Source organism: Exiguobacterium sp. s89 (assembly GCF_018617735.1).
In the GTDB taxonomy this organism is placed as follows: domain Bacteria; phylum Bacillota; class Bacilli; order Exiguobacteriales; family Exiguobacteriaceae; genus Exiguobacterium; species Exiguobacterium marinum.
This window is the reverse complement of sequence record NZ_JACSKS010000001.1, coordinates 649,160-667,255: the sequence shown is the minus strand read 5'-3', so window position 1 is coordinate 667,255 and position 18,096 is coordinate 649,160. Positions and strand designations below refer to the sequence as shown.

The 18,096-nt window shown below is 46.3% G+C and carries 20 protein-coding genes; all 20 read left to right on the top strand.

The genetic code is table 11. The annotated features are described in order from the left end of the window. Positions 1-2 precede the first annotated feature (2 nt). The 20 genes from fliQ (at position 3) to rseP (ending at position 18,095) form a co-directional block, all read left to right on the top strand. Positions 3-275, top strand: a complete 273-nt coding sequence (gene fliQ / locus KNO96_RS03410; protein ID WP_026826235.1) for a flagellar biosynthesis protein FliQ — start codon at positions 3-5, stop codon at positions 273-275. Then, positions 272-1,042 carry a flagellar biosynthetic protein FliR gene (fliR, locus tag KNO96_RS03405; RefSeq protein WP_026826234.1) on the top strand — a complete coding sequence of 257 codons (771 nt, stop codon included), beginning with the start codon at positions 272-274 and terminating at the stop codon, positions 1,040-1,042. The genes fliQ and fliR overlap by 4 nt, the downstream gene beginning before the upstream one ends. After that, positions 1,039-2,133 carry a flagellar biosynthesis protein FlhB gene (gene flhB, locus KNO96_RS03400; protein ID WP_026826233.1) on the top strand — a complete coding sequence of 365 codons (1,095 nt, stop codon included), beginning with the start codon at positions 1,039-1,041 and terminating at the stop codon, positions 2,131-2,133. Before fliR ends, flhB begins: the two co-directional genes overlap by 4 nt. A gap of 13 nt (positions 2,134-2,146) precedes the next feature. Beyond that, on the top strand, positions 2,147-4,168 hold the full coding sequence (gene flhA, locus KNO96_RS03395) for a flagellar biosynthesis protein FlhA (RefSeq protein ID WP_026826232.1): 2,022 nt from the start codon (positions 2,147-2,149) through the stop codon (positions 4,166-4,168). Position 4,169: 1 nt separating this feature from the next. Next, the gene (locus tag KNO96_RS03390; protein ID WP_026826231.1) at positions 4,170-5,228 is read left to right on the top strand and encodes a flagellar biosynthesis protein FlhF; all 1,059 of its coding nucleotides are present in this window, start codon (positions 4,170-4,172) and stop codon (positions 5,226-5,228) included. Further along, positions 5,207-6,046, top strand: coding sequence for a MinD/ParA family protein (locus KNO96_RS03385; protein WP_034771109.1), 840 nt, complete (start codon positions 5,207-5,209; stop codon positions 6,044-6,046). The genes KNO96_RS03390 and KNO96_RS03385 overlap by 22 nt, the downstream gene beginning before the upstream one ends. 19 nt (positions 6,047-6,065) lie before the next feature. Continuing rightward, positions 6,066-8,066 (top strand): chemotaxis protein CheA, encoded by a 2,001-nt coding sequence (locus KNO96_RS03380; protein ID WP_214702238.1) that lies wholly within the window; start codon positions 6,066-6,068, stop codon positions 8,064-8,066. A gap of 12 nt (positions 8,067-8,078) precedes the next feature. After that, the gene (locus tag KNO96_RS03375; protein WP_026826228.1) at positions 8,079-8,510 is read left to right on the top strand and encodes a chemotaxis protein CheW; all 432 of its coding nucleotides are present in this window, start codon (positions 8,079-8,081) and stop codon (positions 8,508-8,510) included. Further along, complete coding sequence (locus tag KNO96_RS03370; RefSeq protein WP_026826227.1) at positions 8,500-9,099, top strand: chemotaxis protein CheC; 600 nt, start codon at positions 8,500-8,502, stop codon at positions 9,097-9,099. Before KNO96_RS03375 ends, KNO96_RS03370 begins: the two co-directional genes overlap by 11 nt. Next, positions 9,092-9,577 carry a chemotaxis protein CheD gene (locus KNO96_RS03365; RefSeq protein ID WP_026826226.1) on the top strand — a complete coding sequence of 162 codons (486 nt, stop codon included), beginning with the start codon at positions 9,092-9,094 and terminating at the stop codon, positions 9,575-9,577. Before KNO96_RS03370 ends, KNO96_RS03365 begins: the two co-directional genes overlap by 8 nt. A 12-nt stretch (positions 9,578-9,589) precedes the next feature. Beyond that, the gene (locus KNO96_RS03360) at positions 9,590-10,360 is read left to right on the top strand and encodes a FliA/WhiG family RNA polymerase sigma factor (RefSeq protein ID WP_026826225.1); all 771 of its coding nucleotides are present in this window, start codon (positions 9,590-9,592) and stop codon (positions 10,358-10,360) included. A 12-nt stretch (positions 10,361-10,372) separates the two neighbouring features. Next, entirely contained in the window at positions 10,373-10,765 is a 393-nt protein-coding gene (locus KNO96_RS03355; protein WP_026826224.1) for a hypothetical protein, read from the top strand. Between the two features lie 152 nt (positions 10,766-10,917). After that, positions 10,918-11,658 carry a 30S ribosomal protein S2 gene (gene rpsB, locus KNO96_RS03350; RefSeq protein ID WP_015881415.1) on the top strand — a complete coding sequence of 247 codons (741 nt, stop codon included), beginning with the start codon at positions 10,918-10,920 and terminating at the stop codon, positions 11,656-11,658. 116 nt (positions 11,659-11,774) lie between these two features. After that, a complete protein-coding gene (gene tsf / locus KNO96_RS03345) occupies positions 11,775-12,656 on the top strand; it encodes a translation elongation factor Ts (RefSeq protein WP_026826223.1) in 882 nt (293 codons plus the stop codon). A 110-nt stretch (positions 12,657-12,766) separates the two neighbouring features. After that, positions 12,767-13,492: a UMP kinase gene (gene pyrH, locus KNO96_RS03340; protein WP_026826222.1), complete on the top strand. Its 726-nt coding sequence runs from the start codon at positions 12,767-12,769 to the stop codon at positions 13,490-13,492. Further along, positions 13,489-14,049: a ribosome recycling factor gene (gene frr, locus KNO96_RS03335; RefSeq protein WP_026826221.1), complete on the top strand. Its 561-nt coding sequence runs from the start codon at positions 13,489-13,491 to the stop codon at positions 14,047-14,049. The genes pyrH and frr overlap by 4 nt, the downstream gene beginning before the upstream one ends. A gap of 84 nt (positions 14,050-14,133) precedes the next feature. Beyond that, on the top strand, positions 14,134-14,871 hold the full coding sequence (locus KNO96_RS03330) for an undecaprenyl pyrophosphate synthase (protein WP_026826220.1): 738 nt from the start codon (positions 14,134-14,136) through the stop codon (positions 14,869-14,871). Between the two features lies 1 nt (position 14,872). After that, positions 14,873-15,670 carry a phosphatidate cytidylyltransferase gene (locus KNO96_RS03325; protein WP_026826219.1) on the top strand — a complete coding sequence of 266 codons (798 nt, stop codon included), beginning with the start codon at positions 14,873-14,875 and terminating at the stop codon, positions 15,668-15,670. A gap of 13 nt (positions 15,671-15,683) precedes the next feature. Continuing rightward, complete coding sequence (gene dxr / locus KNO96_RS03320; protein ID WP_026826218.1) at positions 15,684-16,841, top strand: 1-deoxy-D-xylulose-5-phosphate reductoisomerase; 1,158 nt, start codon at positions 15,684-15,686, stop codon at positions 16,839-16,841. Positions 16,842-16,844: 3 nt separating this feature from the next. Further along, positions 16,845-18,095 (top strand): RIP metalloprotease RseP, encoded by a 1,251-nt coding sequence (gene rseP, locus KNO96_RS03315; RefSeq protein WP_214702236.1) that lies wholly within the window; start codon positions 16,845-16,847, stop codon positions 18,093-18,095. Position 18,096: the final 1 nt, after the last annotated feature.

Below are 18,096 nucleotides of genomic sequence, written 5' to 3'. Positions count from 1 at the left end.
ACATGACACAAGAAATGGTCATCTATTTGGCAACAGAGAGTGTGTGGACATTATTAAAAATTGCAATGCCACTTTTACTCATCTCACTGATTGTCGGTCTCGTGATCTCGATTTTACAGGCCACGACTCAAATTCAAGAACAGACATTATCGTTCGTCCCAAAAATCATCTCAGTCTTTATTGGACTGGTCATCTTCGGACCATGGATGCTTCAACAGATTGAAGGGTTCACCCGATTGATCTTCGAGCTAATGGTTGAGGTTGCGTCGAAATGAATGCAGTCGATTTCATCAGTATGTATGGGTTAACGTTCGCGCGACTGTCTGGCTTTTTTGTCAGTGTCCCGTTGTTCTCGACGAAGCAGTTACCGGTCATGCATCGCGTGGGGTTCAGTGCGTTTTTAGCGTATTACGCGATGTTCACATTGACCGAGCCGATACAAATGACCAATGGGTTTGTGTTGCAAGTGGTATATGAGGTCGTAATCGGACTATTGCTCGGATTATTGATCAATATTCTCTTCTTTGCTCCGCAAATTGCCGGTGGGGTGATCGATTTACAACTCGGTTTGGCAATGGCTTCCGCGTATGATCCGATGTTTGGAGGGCAATCGCCATTGATCGGACGATTTTATTATATTTTTACGCTATTCATTTTATTGACGAGTAACTTGCATCTTCTGCTGATTGATGGTATTTACTATAGTTTTCAAATCTACCCACCCGGTCAACCGATGATCAACTTTACCGAAGCCTCGCTCATGATGGCCGTAAAAGTCGTCACGATGACGATGATGGTCGCATTACAGTTAGCGTTACCGATGATGGCGTCTTTATTACTTGTTGATTTAGCACTTGGTTTTTTGGCGAAGTCGGCACCGCAGTTCAATATCTTTGCTATCGGTTTTTCATTCAAACTCATTGCCGGGTTCTCCGTCATGGTCTTGTTGTTAGGGCTGACACTGACATCAATTAGCCAGTTCATTCCGTTGCTTCAAGAAGTGATGCACGATTTTATGCTTATACTAGGAGACGCGTCATGAAGAAGCCTCTATACCCTTTATCGGTCAATCTACAGTTTTTTGCAGGTGAAAAAACAGAAAAAGCGACACCGCGTAAACGAGAGGATTCTCGTAAGAAAGGGCAAGTCGCTAAGTCTGCGGATTTGACTGGAGCGTTTGCGCTCTTTGTAATGTTCCTCATGTTATCGTTTTTTGGGCCATTTATCGGTCAACAATTACTTTCGTTGATTGGAGATTTACTCAGTCCGGAATATTTATTGTTCAATGTGACTGGAGGCATGTCGGATATGGTGGTCGATTTGATGCTGCGCGTTGGATTGATTTTAGCACCATTCTTTATCGTTGCCGTCGTGTTTGGGATTTTGATCAACTACCTCCAAATTGGAGCGCTATTTTCGTTAGAGGCCATTCAGCCGAAGCTCGAGCGGATTGACCCGATTAAAGGGGTGAAACGCATCGTCAGTATGAAAGCGGTCGTCGAATTTTTAAAGTCCTTATTCAAATTTTTAATCATCCTGACAACCGCAGTTGCTGTCCTTTGGCAAAATCAAAAAGAATTGTCTCGCATGGCCGTCGAACAGATTCGAGAATCGATTATCGCACTCGCGAGTATTACGATTCAGCTTGGACTTTGGGTGAGTGTCGCTTTACTCGCACTTGCGTTACTTGACTTTTTCTATCAACGTTTTGATTTCGAAAAATCGATTCGAATGTCAAAGCAAGATATTAAAGATGAGTACAAAAATTCCGAAGGTGATCCACTCATTAAATCAAAGATCAAACAGCAGCAACGAGAAATGGCGATGCGACGTATGATGCAAGAAATTCCAAATGCAGACGTCGTCATCACGAACCCGACCCATTACGCGGTCGTCATTCGATATGACGATACGAAAGACTTTGCACCACTCGTTGTCGCAAAAGGTGTCGACCGAGTCGCCTTTCATATTCGAGATGTAGCAAAAGAACATGACGTGGCGATTGTAGAGAATAAGCCGCTCGCACGAGCACTCTATGCGCAAATCGACATCGGTGAGGTGGTAGATGAGTCGTTTTATCAAGCGATTGCGGAAGTTCTCGCATTCGTCTACCAAATGAAGCAACCGTCTTGAGGAGGAGTATGTGTTGGCAGTAAAAGCGAAAGACTTTGCAATTTTGATTGGCGTCTTGATGATTGTCATTATGCTAATCATCCCGTTACCGGGCTTTTTATTAGATTTTTTAATCATCGTAAATATATTAATCGCGATCATGATTTTACTTGTAGCGATGAATGCCAGGGAAGCACTCGACTTCTCCGTATTCCCTTCTCTCTTATTGATTGTGACGTTGTTTCGTCTCGGGTTGAACGTATCGACGACTCGTTCGATTCTTTCGAACGGGTACGGTGGGGAAGTCATCGCGACATTCGGTGACTTTGTAATCGGCGGGAACGTCCTTGTCGGGTTCGTCGTCTTCCTGATTCTCGTCATCATTCAATTCGTCGTCATCACGAAGGGTGCGGAACGTGTGTCTGAAGTATCTGCACGTTTTACGCTCGATGCGATGCCAGGGAAACAGATGGCCATTGATGCTGACTTGAACTCTGGGTTGATTGATGACAAAGAGGCTCAGATTCGTCGCCGTAAAATTCAAAGTGAAGCCGACTTTTATGGGTCGATGGATGGTGCCTCGAAGTTCGTTAAAGGGGATGCCATCGCTGGGATTATTATTGTAACAATCAACTTGATTTTTGGAATTATCATCGGTGTCGCTCAAATGGGTTTACCGGTTGGACAAGCGTTTCAAACGTTCTCACTCATGACGATTGGGGACGGGCTAGTCAGTCAAATCCCGGCTCTCTTAATTTCAACAGCGACTGGGATTATCGTGACCCGTGCCGTCTCGGACGGGAACTTAGGAGAAGATGTGATTGACCAGCTCGGGCAAAACCCGGCGCTGCTCTATATCGCAGGCTCGATCGTCTTCATGCTTGGATTCGTGTCACCACCACTTCTTCCGGTAACGATGATTATCGCTGGTACCGCGTTCTTCGGTGCCTATACGATGCGACGTAACATCCGTCAGGCAACGGAAGAACCGATGATCGAGGAAGAACCTTCAACAGCACCGACTGAGTCGGTTGTCTCGTTGTTGCAAATTGACTCGATTGAATTTGAATTCGGATATGGCTTGATTCCGCTTGCGGACGAGTCGCAAGGTGGTGACCTGTTAGATCGGGTCGTCATGATTCGTCGTCAACTCGCACTCGAACTCGGGTTTATCTTACCGACTGTCCGGATTCGTGACCACTTGCAACTTTCACCGAACGCCTACCGAATTAAAGTGAAAGGGAATGTCGTCGCGGAAGGTGAGTTGCTGCTTGACCATTACTTGGCGATGAGTCCGGGGATTGAAGACCCTGAAGTATATGGGATTGAAACGACAGAACCGGCATTCGGGCTTCCTGCTCTTTGGATTGATGAGGAGACTCGGACGAGGGCAGAGATGAGCGGGTATACCGTTGTCGACCCCCCATCCGTTGTCGCGACACATTTAACAGAGACGCTGAAGAAACATGCCGCTGACTTACTCGGACGAGAAGAAACGAAGCAACTCGTCGAACATTTGAAGGAAACTCATCCTGTTCTAGTAGAAGATGTCACGCCATCGGTTCTCTCAATCGGCGAGATTCAAAAGGTGTTACGCCACTTGTTACAGGAAAATGTATCGATTCGAAACTTGCCTCTTTTGTTCGAGACGATGGCAGACTACGGAAAAGTGACGAAAGATGCAGAGATTCTTGGAGAGTATTGCCGTCAAGGCTTGTCACGTCAGTTGACCGATCAAGTGAAGCCTCCTGAGGGGCCGCTTTACGTGGTCACGCTCGGCGGTCAGACAGAACAAACCGTTCAAGAAGCGGTTCAGAAAACGGAGTTTGGGAACTATTTAGCCCTCGACCCGGAGCAAGCTCGGGAAATTATCGAACGTACGGGCGAGCAACTGTCCATGTTTGAACGGTATGGGGCATCGGCTGTGATTTTATGTTCACCGACAATTCGTCTATTCGTTCGACAATTGCTCGAACGGTATTATCCCGATGTTCCAGTGTTGGCATATAACGAATTACTCAGTTCCGTCGAAGTGAAAAGTATTGGGGTGATTTAAGATGCAGATTAAAAAGTTTACGGCTAAGACGATGGCAGAAGCGATGGCGAAAGTAAAACAAGAGCTCGGTGATGAAGCGGTCATCCTCAATTCACGACAAGTGAAGACCGGATGGTTCGGGCTCTTCGCCTCAAAGCAAGTGGAAGTCATTGCAGCGCTTGAAAAAGAACAAACGACCATACAGCCGCGGCAGTCTGTCCCGGTACGGACGGAATCAACGAAACCTGTAACACCTCAAACGCCACCTCCTCGCGTAGTTGGTGCACCGGCACCGAGGCTTCACTCTTCACTGCGACACGTTGAATCGTTACTCTCGACAGGGTCATTTGAAGATGAATCATGGGAAGAGACACTGAACGAGTTGTACTATACGACAAAATCCATAGAAGAGGTCGAACGATATGTGTACGAACAAGTCAAATCGTCCTTCATTGAACCACCGGATGCCAAACGATATGTAATGGTCGTTGGACCGACGGGGGTTGGGAAGACAACAACGCTTGCTAAACTTGCAGCGCACTTCAAGTTGAAGGAAGGCAAGACGGTCGGCTTGATCACGACCGATACGTATCGAATCGCAGCGATTGAACAGTTGAAAACGTATGCTGAAATCATGAGTATTCCGGTCGAGGTGGCGTATGACTTTCATGATTTTAAACGGGCGAAGCAATTATTTGCCCGTAAAGATATCGTATTGATTGACACGGCGGGACGAAATTTCCGTGATCCTGCATATGTGGAACAATTTCATGAGCATCATGACTTTACAGAAACGAGTCTTTCACTCGTGTTGAGTTTGACTTCAAAAATGAAAGACATGGACATGATCTATTCCCAGTTTGAATCGTTGCCCCTCAGCTCGCTCATCTTTACGAAAGCGGACGAAACGAGTGATATCCATGCGATGTACCGCATGGTGAAAAAGAGTGGTCTGCCGGTCGCATGGATGACGGATGGTCAAGAAGTGCCAGATGACTTGATTCGAGGACATGCGGATGCATTGACGAAACGACTGTTCGAGAAAGAAGGGTGGGCAAGATGGACCAAGCAAGGCGTTTAAGAGCAATTAATGGTGCCCATCCGACGACGATTGCCTTTGCGAGTGGAAAAGGCGGAGTCGGAAAAACGAACGTATGCGTCAACACAGCGATCGCCTTAGCCGAGCTCGGGAAACGGGTGTTGATTGTCGACTTTGACATTGGTATGGCCAACGTTCATATTCTTATGAATGCAATGAAGTCCAGAACGATGATTGAGTCTGTCAAAGCTCGTATTCCGTTGGCTTCAGCTGTTCAGAAAAATGTGTATGGTGTCGATATATTACATGGAGGGAGTGGGCAGGACCAACTCGTCCATCTCTCAGATGATGACATGCAATTTCTCATGCGAGAACTCGAAGTACTGACCGAATATGATTACGTCCTTTTCGATATGGGGGCTGGAGCGACGGACACTTCTCTCCAATTTATTGCCGGGTGTGATGAGATGTTTTTAATCTTGACTCCTGAACCTACCTCGTTAATGGATGGTTATGCATATACGAAACTGGTGCATCATCAGTATCCTGACTTACCGCTAGGCGTCATCGTCAACCGAGCTCAGTCTGGTGAGGAAGCACTTCAATGTTTCGAACGGATGGAAGTCGCATGCAAACAGTTTTTAAATAAAACGATTCGATTCCTCGGCTTTCTACCAGATGACGCATCTGTCAGAAAGGCAGTCATCGCACAAGTCCCGTTTTATCAATACAATCGAAAAAGTGATATTAGCTGGCGGCTCGAACGAATTTTGACAACGCTTACGGGGACGCCGCCGAAACCACGTCACTTGATGAATCGTTTGATGGGGAATTTAAGGAAACAGTGGAACCGAGTATAACGACAGGGAGGTAATAGAGATGGACGTGAACGAATACTTAGGGTTGTTTTTAGATGAGTCCCAAGAACATATCCAATCAATCAACACGCAATTACTTAAATTGGAGCAAACAGGCGGCGCAGATGTCGTACAAGAGATTTTCCGGTCTGCACATACCTTGAAAGGTATGTCTTCGACGATGGGATATGAACGAGTCGCAAATTTGACACACGAGATGGAAAGTGCGCTCGACCTCGTGCGGGGCGGTAAAAAAGAAAGTAACCAATTATTGTTGGATACGATGTTCATCGCTATGGAACAGATGGAGGACATGATTGCAGACATCGAAAGCGGAGGAAAGGGCGCGAACGTGGATGTTTCTGAAACGGTCGCCGGATTCCAATCATTCATCGGTGGTAAAGAGGCTGTAGTCGAACAAACGTCAGAGACAAATACGTTCGAAGTCGATCTGTATACGAATTCGGTCATCGATCAAGCGAAACAATCTGGATTTGAAGCATATCAAATCACTGTCAAATTATCAGAAGCTGTTGTGTTGAAAGCGGCACGGGCGTATATGGTATTTGATCGCCTCCAAGAGTTGGGTGAAGTCGTACGTACGTACCCTGAGACAGAAGAGATTGAACAAGAACAATTCGATTTGTCGTTTGACGTCTTATTCCTATCGCAGGAGACGACAGAAATGATTGAACACGCCATCGCCCAAGTATCAGAAGTAGAACGCGTTGAAGTCAGTACGTTCACAGAAAAGTCCGACAGTGAACCAGAAGTCGCTGTGACGGCCGAGACGATTGCCCCCGAACCAATCGTACAAAGTGTTCCGGATAAGGAAGAATCGAAAGACGCGAAGGACGGAAAAGAGCAAGTGGCAGCACAGGCTCAAGCAAAAACGATTCGCGTCAACTTAGAACGCATCGACCGACTCATGAACTTGTTCGAAGAATTCATCATCGATCGCGGACGATTAGAGCGCTTAGCTGATGAAGTTGGTCAACCTGAATTAAATGAAACGGTCGAAAAAATCAAACGTGGAACGAACGAATTGCAATCACTCGTCTTGACTCTCCGTATGATGCCGATTGAGCAAGTGTTCAATCGCTTTCCACGTATGGTTCGCTCGGTCGCAAAAGAAATCCACAAGAAAGTACAGCTGGATATCTCTGGTGCAGAAACAGAACTTGATCGCACGGTCATCGATGAGATTGGCGACCCACTCGTTCACTTGATTCGGAATGCGATTGACCATGGAATCGAACGTCCAGAAGCGCGTCTTCAAGCCGGGAAACCAGAGCAAGGTATGCTATCTTTACGCGCTTATCATGGCGGAAACCGCGTCTTTATAGAGATTGAGGATGACGGCGCAGGTATTAACGTCGACAAGGTTCGTTCGAAAGCGTTGGAACGTGGTGTCATCACGGATGATGAAGCGACGGCGATGTCTGAGAACGAATTGGCGATGCTCATCTTTGCTCCAGGTTTCTCGACGGCAGACGTGGTGACTGACCTGTCAGGACGTGGGGTTGGACTCGATGTTGTCAAAAATAAAATTGAGTCACTCGGTGGTGTCGTTTCCTTAGAGACGGTCACAGGGCAAGGTACGAAATTCCAAGTTAGTTTACCGCTCACTCTCTCGATCATCTCGGCGATGCTCGTACAAGTTGGCGAGGAGTCTTACGCAATTCCGTTGACATCAATTCTTGAGACGACATTACTCGATGAAGCAGATATTTTAACAGCACATCGTGAGCGGGTCTTTGACTTCCGAGGTCAATTGGTCCCACTCGTTTACTTGAAAGAAATGTTTGAGATTGAATCGGAAACAAAATCGCAATTCCCGGTTGTCGTTGTTCGTAAAGGCAATAAACTCGTCGGAGTCGTCGTCAATGATTTGATTGGCCAACAAGAAATTGTCATGAAACCGCTCGGTACGTATCTTGAAGGGATTCCGGCTATCTCTGGGGCGACCATTCTCGGTGACGGTCGCGTCGCCCTTATCGTAGATAGTAACGATCTCTTTTAAGGAGGAATATTGATGGAACAGAAATGGGTAGTCTTTTCACTTGAAGAAAATACGTATGGGATCGACGTGCAATCGGTACGTTCAATTGAGCGTCTTCAGCCAATCACACGGGTCCCGAACGCACCATCACATGTCAAAGGGGTCATCAACCTTCGAGGTGTCGTCACACCGGTCATCGACCTTCGTTTACGCTTAGGTTATGAAGAAATTGAGCCAACAGACGAAACAAGAATCTTAATCGCCTCTTTGAATCAGGGAGACGCAGGGTTCATCGTCGACCGTGCGAACGAAGTTGTCGAAAGCGATGAAGTACGGATTGAGCCGATTCCAGAATCGAGCCGCGATATGATTTCAGCACATTTGACAGCGATTGCCAAAGGGGAAGACAAACTCTTCTCTCTGATCGATGCGAATGCGTTGTTCGAGGAACAGTATGCTGAGTGAGTTTGAACAAGACCTGTTAAAGGAACTGGGAAATATAGGGTCTGGACATGCGGCCACTGCCTTGTCCGCCATGTTAGCGAAGCCGGTGAACATTACCGTGTCCTCTGCTGAGATGGAACCGATTATGTATTTACCTGATCGAGTGGGTGGTCCGGAGCGGCATGTCGCCTCGGTATTATTAGAATTAGATGGTGAGATTCGCGGAATGATCCTCATCTTGTTCGCAGTTGAAGACGCTGAACAGATGGTATCCACGTTAATCGGAATGCCCTACTCATTTGACTCTGGTGATGTACTCGGTCAATCGGCATGGGAAGAAGTTGGGAATATCATGAGCGGTGCATACGCCCGGGCACTTGGTGATTGGTTACAGACACCGATTATGATTCAAGTACCGGCAACGGCAATCGATATGGCAGGGTCCATCGTCGAATTTGTCGTCACATCGGTCCAACCCGAAGAGGATGCAGCGCTCTATATTGATACGACATTTATGATCGATCAAAAAGTAAGTGCAGGACATGTGTTGTTCCTACCGACACATGGGTCGCTCAAACGGATTCAAGAACGGTTGCTTAGAAATGGCTGATGTATTAAAAATTGGCATTGCCGAATGGAAACAGACAACTGCGCCGAATCGGTTACGTACAGCCGGTCTCGGATCGTGTGTGGGTATCATCTTGTATGATACCCGCCTCCAATTGGCGGCAATGGCCCATGTGATGTTACCGGACTCGGCGATTGCTCGAAAGAATCAAACGATTGAAGTAGGAAAATATGCGGACACCGCCATTGATACGCTCGTACAGTCTTTAAAACGAGAAGGTGCGACAAGACTTCAAGCCAAAATGGCAGGCGGCGCACAGATGTTTCAATTTAAATATGAGAACGAAGCGATGCGAATCGGTGAGCGAAACGCCGAAGCGATTCGCCAAGCATTAAAAGTTCATCGCATCCCGCTCGTGGCGGAAGATTGTGGTGGACATAACGGACGAACGATTGAATTTGACGTTGCCACATCAATTTTATCGATTCGGACGGTGAGCGTGGGTACGAAAGAACTATAAGGGGGGATCGACATGACGACTCATCTTACACAGTTGTGGGATCGCTGGAATACGGACCGTGATATGGATACAGCAAACGAACTACTAGCACATTACGAGTTTCTAATCCACTACCACGTACAACGGATGATCGTGACGCTTCCAAAGAGCGTCGAACGCGACGAATTGAAAAGTTTGGGTTACATGGGATTGTACGATGCCCTTATGAAATATGATCCAGAGCATAATAATAAATTTGATACGTATGCCGCTTTTCGGATTCGGGGAGCCATTATCGATGGGTTACGAAAAATTGATTGGTTGCCTCGTTCAGTCCGGGAAAAAGTAAAAAAAATCGACCACGTGGCAGAACAGCTTGAACAATCGTTGCATCGTGCTCCTACAAAAAGTGAATTAGCGAGTGCTTGTGGCCTTTCGGTTTCAGAGATTGAACGGACGATGGCAGAAGGGTATTTTGCGAATATGTTATCGATTGACGAAGCTGTGACATTGCAGGAAGAAGGGAAAGTCATGTCTGTCACATACTTTGACCCTGATTCCGAAAAACCGGAAGATACGCTGTTGCAGCGAGAGTTGATTGACGTGCTTGCGGCAGAAATCGATCATTTGTCTGAAAAAGAACGGCTTGTTGTTTCATTGTTTTATTTTGATGAATTGACATTGACCGAGATTGGTGAGGTGCTAGAACTTTCGACATCCCGTATCTCGCAAATTCACTCGAAAGCTCTGAAGACGTTAAAAAATGCGCTTGGGCGGTCCTATCTTGAAGAAAAAACATCGTGAGGAGATGAACAAGTGTATATTGTATATGTGATGACTGCTTGTTTGGTTGCTTACGGTTTTTTGTTCGGTTACCGCCAAGTTCAAATATTACAAGAGCGGGTAGAACGGCTCGAAAGAGAGAAGCAGGAGACAGAAACATTGCTTCTTTCTTTCATGGAGTCGATGAACGATCTCGTCGCTTCGGAGCCACCTGAACGCGAACTAAAGGTTCAAGAAGAAAGTTTACCTTTAACATCTGTTGAAGAGTCCAATGAGTCATTGAAAACAACGACAGATGAAACAAAATCGTCTGCGTCGGTTGACGTAGACGATGTCTTGTTACGGCATTCGGTCAGAGATGCTGCCCGAATCCTTGGAAAAGGCGAAGGAGAACTAGCTCTATATGCGAAACTTCGTAAAAAGTGAGAGTTGCCGGAATTCAAGACATATGCTATAGTAGTTCTCGGTGTTAAACACATCACACACGTCTCGGGATCATATTCCTCGGTGCCGAAAGGTCGGAATATAACAATGAACGAGGCGGAGGACTTTTTTAAACCACAAGGAGGAAATTTATCATGGCAGTAATTTCAATGAAACAATTGCTTGAAGCTGGTGTACACTTCGGTCACCAAACACGCCGTTGGAACCCAAAAATGGCGAAATACATCTTTACAGAGCGTAACGGGATCTACATCATCGACCTTCAAAAAACGGTCAAAAAAGTAGACGAAGCTTACAACTTTGTTCGTGAACTCGCGGCAGAAGGCGGAAACGTCCTCTTCGTTGGTACGAAGAAACAAGCTCAAGATACAATCAAAGAAGAAGCAATCCGTTCAGGAATGTTCTTCATTAACGAGCGTTGGTTGGGTGGAACACTCACTAACTTCTCAACAATCAAAAAGCGTATCAACCGCTTGAAGCAACTCGAAAAAATGGAAGAAGACGGCACGTTCGAAGTACTTCCTAAGAAAGAAGTCATCATCTTGAAAAAAGAAATGACTCGTCTTGAGAAGTTCCTCGGCGGAATCAAGGACATGCCTGGTGTGCCTGACGCTCTCTTCATCGTTGACCCACGTAAAGAGCGTATCGCAATCGCGGAAGCTCACAAATTGAACATCCCAATCGTTGCGATTGTCGACACAAACTGTGACCCAGATGAAATCGACTACGTAATCCCAGCGAACGACGATGCAATTCGTGCTGTTAAATTGCTCACTTCGAAGATGGCTGATGCAATCATCGAAGCGAAGCAAGGTGAAGAAGAAGTTGCTGAAGAAGCTGTAGCGACAGAAGCTGAAGCTACAGAAGCTGAGTAATCAGTGAGACAATAGGTGATAAAGGGAAAGCCTTTTATCACCTTTTTTTAGGACATGTATACAAGAAGCCCCGTGCTTTTTCTTAAAATTTGTAGTTTTACAAGGAGGAATTTCCGATGGCAGTTACAGCAGCAATGGTAAAAGAACTTCGTGAAAAAACAGGAGCAGGAATGCTCGATTGCAAAAAAGCACTCGTCGAAACAGACGGTGACATGCAAGCAGCAATCGACTTCCTTCGTGAAAAAGGGATTGCAAAAGCAGCAGCAAAAGGTGATCGTATCGCCGCTGAAGGTTTGACAGCAGTAGCAGTTGAAGGCAACAAAGCTGTGCTCGTCGAAATCAACTCAGAAACAGACTTCGTTGCGAAAAACGAGAAGTTCCAAACACTCGTTAACAACGTAGCGAAAGCAGTTCTCGCATCAGGCGCAACAACTGCAGAAGCTGCACTTGCAGCTGAGTACGAAGCAGATAAAACGCTTGAAACGTATATCCAAGAAGAGGCGTCTACAATCGGAGAGAAAATTTCACTCCGCCGTGTAGCAGTTCTTGAAAAAGCTGACGATGCAGTATTTGGCACGTACCTCCACATGGGTGGTCGCATCGGTTCAGTCGTTGTGATCGACGGAACATCTGACGAAACAGTTGCAAAAGACGTAGCGATGCACGTTGCTGCAGCACGTCCACTTTACGCTACACGCGATGAAGTATCAGCTGAAGAAATCGACCGCGAGAAGAAGGTCTTGACTGAGCAAGCGCTTAACGAAGGGAAGCCTGCTAACATTGTTGAGAAGATGATTGCTGGTCGTATGAACAAGTACTTCGAGGAGATTTGCCTCGTAGACCAAACGTTCGTAAAAGACAGCGACTTCAAAGTTGGTAAATACGTAGAATCAAAAGGCGGAAAAATCAACTCGTTCGTACGCTTCGAAGTAGGAGAAGGTATGGAGAAACGTGAAGAGAACTTTGCTGAAGAAGTTATGAACCAAATTAAAAAATAATCTGCGTCATGACATGTGATGCAACTAAAATTGGGAACACGTCTTTATAACCTTGAGTTAGTTCGTTAAGGGAGCGTGTTCCCTTTTTTCAAGCAAGAGGAGGCAAAGTTATGGAACCGAAATATAAACGAATTGTGTTAAAATTGAGTGGAGAAGCGCTCGCTGGAGATCAAGGTTATGGAATCAATCCTAACATTGTAAACTCAATCTCAAGTCAAATTAAAGAATTGATTGAGATGGGTGTAGAAGTCGCCGTTGTTGTAGGTGCCGGAAACATTTGGCGTGGAAAGACAGGCAGTGAACTGGGGATGGATCGGGCAAATGCAGACTATATGGGTATGCTCGCGACTGTCTTGAACTCACTCGCTCTTCAAGATAGCCTTGAAACGTACGGTGTCCAAACGCGCGTCCAAACATCAATTGAAATGCGACAAGTTGCTGAACCATACATTCGTCGACGTGCTATGCGTCATCTTGAAAAAGGACGCGTCGTCATCTTTGCAGCCGGCACAGGGAACCCATATTTCTCAACGGACACGACAGCCGCTCTACGTGCTGCTGAAATCGAAGCTGACGTCATTTTAATGGGTAAAAATAACGTGGATGGCGTCTATTCTGCCGACCCGAAATTGGATACGACTGCAGTGAAGTATGACACGTTGTCTTATCTTGATGTCTTAAAAGACGGACTTCAAGTCATGGATTCGACAGCAACATCGCTTTGTATGGACAACCACATTCCATTGATTGTATTCTCATTGCTTGAAGAAGGTAATATTAAACGTGTCGTACTCGGAGAACATATCGGGACGGTAGTAGGAGGAGTCAATTCATGAGTGTCAAAGAAGTATTGAAAACAGCTGAAGAAAAGATGGAAAAAGCACATTCTTCACTAAAACGTGATTTCGGAACGCTTCGCACTGGCCGTGCCAGCGCATCGATTTTGGACCCTGTCCAAGTTGATTATTATGGTGTCCCGACACCGCTCAATCAAGTGGCGAACATCAATACACCGGAAGCTCGCTTGCTTTTGATTCAACCATGGGATAAATCAATGGTTTCGGATGTTGAGAAAGCGATTCAAAAGGCAGACCTCGGCTTGTCTCCATCTTCTGACGGAACAGTCATCCGTTTGGCAATCCCTGCCTTGACAGAAGAGCGTCGTAAAGAATTAGTTAAAATCACGAAAAAATATGCGGAAGAAGCGAAAGTCGCTGTCCGTAACGTTCGTCGTGACGCAAACGAAAACTTAAAGAAACTCGAAAAAGATGGCGAATTAACTGAAGACGATCTCCGCGGATATGCAGATGACGTTCAAACGTTGACGGATTCGTATATTAAAAAGATTGATGAATCTGCAGCAACGAAAGAAAAAGAAATCATGGAAGTGTAATCACGGAAGTGGTATACCAAAAAGCTGTGTGGGGACCCTTTTTCTGAGAGGGTCCTTCTTTCATACAATCAGGAGGATAACAGAATGTTTAAATGGGTGAATCCTAAAACGAAAATCGAGGCAGAGTTGAGTGTTCCTGAGCACGTGGCCATCATCATGGATGGAAATGGACGCTGGGCCAAAAAACGTGGTCTCCCTCGCATCATGGGTCACCGAGAAGGGATGAAGTCAATCCGTGAGGCGGTTCGAACAGCGCAGGAACTCGGGATTCAATCTCTGACACTTTACGCCTTCTCTACGGAGAACTGGACTCGTCCGGAAGAGGAAGTCTCGTTTTTAATGAAACTGCCAAAACAGTTCTTAGAGACGGATTTAAAAGAACTCCATGAACAGAATGTGCGGGTGCTCGTCGCAGGAGATACAACCAAACTTCCTCGAGAGACGCGTGAGGCCGTCGACGAGGCGAGAGAGCGGACCGTTATGAATACCGGATTGAAGCTTGTGTTTGCGCTTAACTATGGTGGGCGCGATGAGCTCGTTCAAGCGATGCGCAGTATCGCCGAAGATGTACAGTCGGGATTAATTCAATCGAATGCCATCGACGATCACTTAATCGGTGAACGACTCATGACGCACGTCCAAGATGTGGATCTCGTTATTCGAACGAGCGGTGAACAACGACTCTCTAACTTTTTATTATGGCAAAGCGCATATGCGGAACTTCATTTCACAGAAGTATTGTGGCCGGAATTTAAGCGTGAGCATTTTGTAGAAGCGATTGAATCTTATAACGCGCGCACGCGTCGTTTTGGTGGGGTGTAACATGAAGACAAGAATCATTACAGGGCTTTGGGCCGGAGCCATCTTTATTACGGTGATTGCGCTTGGAGGCAACGCATTTGTTTCATTGATGGGCATTCTTGCGCTCATTGGATTAAGTGAATTCACATTGATGCGACAGCATAAACTATTGGCATTCCCATTTTTAGTGACGTCACTCCTCGTGGCGTTCCCGTTCATTTTGTTGTTACTTGAAACGCAAATCGTTACGGACGAGATGCCGTTCACGATCGAACAATGGCTCGTGTTAGGACTTGTGTTATTACTATTTTGGACGGTCGTCACTAAAAATCGATTCACCTATGAAGATGTCGGATTCTATTTCGTCTCGGCTGTCTACTTGGTCGTCGGGTTCTCAAGTTTCGCTCTAGTACGTCTGTCTGACGATGGTTTGTCGAAAGTGTTGCTCATCTTGTTCATGATTTGGGCGACGGATTCTGGAGCCTATTTCAGTGGGAAGGCGTTCGGAAAAGCAAAACTATGGCCATCAATCAGTCCGAACAAGACGATTGAAGGAGCAATCGGCGGTATTGTATCTTCCGTTGTACTCGGCGTCATCTTCGTCTGGATCGATCCAATCTTACCAGTATTCGAAGTGATCATTTTAGCTATCGTCGTAGCCGTCGTCGGACAGCTCGGTGATTTGGTACAATCCGCTTATAAACGTCAGTTCGGAGTAAAAGACTCGGGTCATCTCTTACCTGGTCATGGAGGAATCTTAGACCGATTCGATAGTATGATTGCGGTCTTCACAGTCATTTGGGTGTTTAATCTGCTATAAAAGGAGTGTCGAGATGAAGCGAATTAGCTTAATTGGAGCGACTGGTTCGATTGGTGTGCAAACGTGTGACGTCATTGAACAGCACCCCGACCTGTTTGAACTTGAGGCGTATGCATTCGGAACGAACGTCGATGTCGCCACAGAATGGATCAATCGACTTAGACCAAAATATGTGTCAGCGACAAGTATCGAGGTACTCGAACAATTAAAACCGCGCCTTACATATGAACCACTGTATTTTATTGGTCCAGAAGGCCTGAAAGAATGCGCGACGGCAGAAAGAGCCGATATCGTCGTGACAGCGGTGGTAGGAGCGGTTGGTCTTGAACCGACACTTGCAGCGATTCAAGCAGGAAAAGATATCGCGCTCGCCAACAAAGAAACACTCGTCACCGCAGGACATCTCGTCAAAGCTGCCGTGAAAGAATATGGGGTCAATTTGTTACCTGTCGATAGCGAACACTCTGCAATCTTTCAATGTTTAAACGGGGAACGTAGAGAAGATGTCTCGAAAATCATTTTAACGGCATCGGGTGGAAGTTTCCGTGACCGTTCACGGGAAGAATTAGTCGATGTGACGGTTGAAGATGCGTTGAATCATCCGAACTGGTCGATGGGAGCGAAAATAACCATCGACTCGGCGACAATGTTCAACAAAGGACTAGAAGTCATCGAGGCACACTGGTTGTTCGATATCGACTATAATGATATTGAAGTCATCTTGCATCGAGAATCAATCATTCATTCGATGGTCGAATTTAAAGATGCAGCCGTAATGGCTCAGCTCGGAAACCCGGATATGCGGGGACCGATTCTCTATGCGCTTTCGGAACCGAAGCGGCTTGAAATTGAGGGGAATAAGCGGTTAAACTTGAATGAAATCGGAAAGCTTCATTTTGAAGAGGCTGATTTCGAGCGTTATCCGGCACTCCGGTTAGCGTTCGAAGCAGGAATAATCGGAGGATCAATGCCGACTGTTCTGAATGCAGCCAATGAAATGGCAGTGGACCTATTCTTGAACGGTCACATCACTTTCTTAGAAATTGAACGACTCGTTGAAGAGGCGATGGCTCAACATGAGGTGATCGCCGAACCGACGCTCGCGCAAATTCTAGAAGTTGACCGAGTAGTACGTCAACAGATTCAGCAAGGAATTGAAGGTGGGGAATAAATCATGACGACTTTTATCGCCATCGTTTTGATGTTTGGCGTTCTCATTTCGGTACACGAATGGGGACACCTCGTCATGGCGAAACGGGCAGGCATTCTCTGTCACGAGTTTGCAATCGGATTCGGTCCAAAAATTGTTTCGTTCCGTAAAAATGAAACGCTCTATACCATTCGTCTTTTACCAATCGGTGGCTATGTCAAAATGGCCGGAGAAGACTTTGAACCGGTTGAAGTACGCGCGGGTCAGCATGTCGGACTCCGTTTAACCGAGCAAGGGACGGTAGATCGCGTCTACTTCCAACCGGACACGGCAACAGATGTTCAAGTCGTTGGAACTGTCGATAAGTTTGACTCGACACATGAATTGAAAGTACAACTCCTCATCGATGAGGAAGTACGCGTCTATTCACTAGAACGAGACACACTCCTTGTCGATCAAGGGATGGAAATTCAAATCGCACCGTACGATCGAACGTTTGGAGCTCAGTCGGTTTGGAAACGTGTTTTGGCAATCGCAGCCGGTCCGGCGATGAATTTCGTGTTGGCGTTCATCTTGCTCATTATTGTCGGCCTTGTTCAAGGGACTCCGACGAACGATGGGCAAATCGGTACGGTTCAACCCGATTCAGCCGCTGATGAGGCAGGTTTGATGAGCGGGGATGAAATCGTATCGATTGAAGGCGAATCGATTTCAGATTGGCTCGATTTACGTTCGGCTCTTTCTGACCGGGCTGACAGCCCTACGGAAGTCACGTATGTTCGTGATGGTGAGGAAGCGACAGTCACACTCACCCCTCAAGCGGTCGAACAAAATGGAGAAACTGTCGGCATTCTCGGTGTCACGAACGCGCTTGAACGTTCACCAGTTAAAGCCGTGACGACAGGTGCTGAGACGACGTGGACGATGTCTACCCTTATCTTTTCTGCGGTCGGAGATTTAGTGACGGGTCAAGTTGGGGTCGATCAACTCGCAGGTCCGGTTGGAATCGTACGCATGACAGATGAAGTAGCAGCGAGCGGTTTGATTATGTTGTTGAACTGGACTGCGCTTCTTTCGGTCAACCTCGCCATCTTCAACTTGCTTCCCCTTCCTGCGTTAGACGGGGGACGATTGATTTTCCTCCTGTTCGAAGCGGTAAGAGGACGTCCGATTGATTCGAAAAAAGAAGGGTTCGTCCACTTTATCGGGTTCGCACTATTGATGCTCCTAATGTTAATTGTCACTTGGAACGACATTCAATCATTCTTTAAATAAT

Excerpts from the sequence above, each read along its gene's own strand:
- fliQ (WP_026826235.1), top strand. The coding sequence starts at position 3 with ATGACACAAGAAATGGTCATCTATTTGGCAACAGAGAGTGTGTGGACA.
- fliR (WP_026826234.1), top strand. The coding sequence starts at position 272 with ATGAATGCAGTCGATTTCATCAGTATGTATGGGTTAACGTTCGCGCGA.
- flhB (WP_026826233.1), top strand. The coding sequence starts at position 1,039 with ATGAAGAAGCCTCTATACCCTTTATCGGTCAATCTACAGTTTTTTGCA.
- KNO96_RS03390 (WP_026826231.1), top strand. The coding sequence starts at position 4,170 with ATGCAGATTAAAAAGTTTACGGCTAAGACGATGGCAGAAGCGATGGCG.
- KNO96_RS03385 (WP_034771109.1), top strand. The coding sequence starts at position 5,207 with ATGGACCAAGCAAGGCGTTTAAGAGCAATTAATGGTGCCCATCCGACG.
- KNO96_RS03380 (WP_214702238.1), top strand. The coding sequence starts at position 6,066 with ATGGACGTGAACGAATACTTAGGGTTGTTTTTAGATGAGTCCCAAGAA.
- KNO96_RS03375 (WP_026826228.1), top strand. The coding sequence starts at position 8,079 with ATGGAACAGAAATGGGTAGTCTTTTCACTTGAAGAAAATACGTATGGG.
- KNO96_RS03370 (WP_026826227.1), top strand. The coding sequence starts at position 8,500 with ATGCTGAGTGAGTTTGAACAAGACCTGTTAAAGGAACTGGGAAATATA.
- KNO96_RS03365 (WP_026826226.1), top strand. The coding sequence starts at position 9,092 with ATGGCTGATGTATTAAAAATTGGCATTGCCGAATGGAAACAGACAACT.
- KNO96_RS03360 (WP_026826225.1), top strand. The coding sequence starts at position 9,590 with ATGACGACTCATCTTACACAGTTGTGGGATCGCTGGAATACGGACCGT.
- rpsB (WP_015881415.1), top strand. The coding sequence starts at position 10,918 with ATGGCAGTAATTTCAATGAAACAATTGCTTGAAGCTGGTGTACACTTC.
- tsf (WP_026826223.1), top strand. The coding sequence starts at position 11,775 with ATGGCAGTTACAGCAGCAATGGTAAAAGAACTTCGTGAAAAAACAGGA.
- pyrH (WP_026826222.1), top strand. The coding sequence starts at position 12,767 with ATGGAACCGAAATATAAACGAATTGTGTTAAAATTGAGTGGAGAAGCG.
- frr (WP_026826221.1), top strand. The coding sequence starts at position 13,489 with ATGAGTGTCAAAGAAGTATTGAAAACAGCTGAAGAAAAGATGGAAAAA.
- KNO96_RS03330 (WP_026826220.1), top strand. The coding sequence starts at position 14,134 with ATGTTTAAATGGGTGAATCCTAAAACGAAAATCGAGGCAGAGTTGAGT.
- KNO96_RS03325 (WP_026826219.1), top strand. The coding sequence starts at position 14,873 with ATGAAGACAAGAATCATTACAGGGCTTTGGGCCGGAGCCATCTTTATT.
- dxr (WP_026826218.1), top strand. The coding sequence starts at position 15,684 with ATGAAGCGAATTAGCTTAATTGGAGCGACTGGTTCGATTGGTGTGCAA.
- rseP (WP_214702236.1), top strand. The coding sequence starts at position 16,845 with ATGACGACTTTTATCGCCATCGTTTTGATGTTTGGCGTTCTCATTTCG.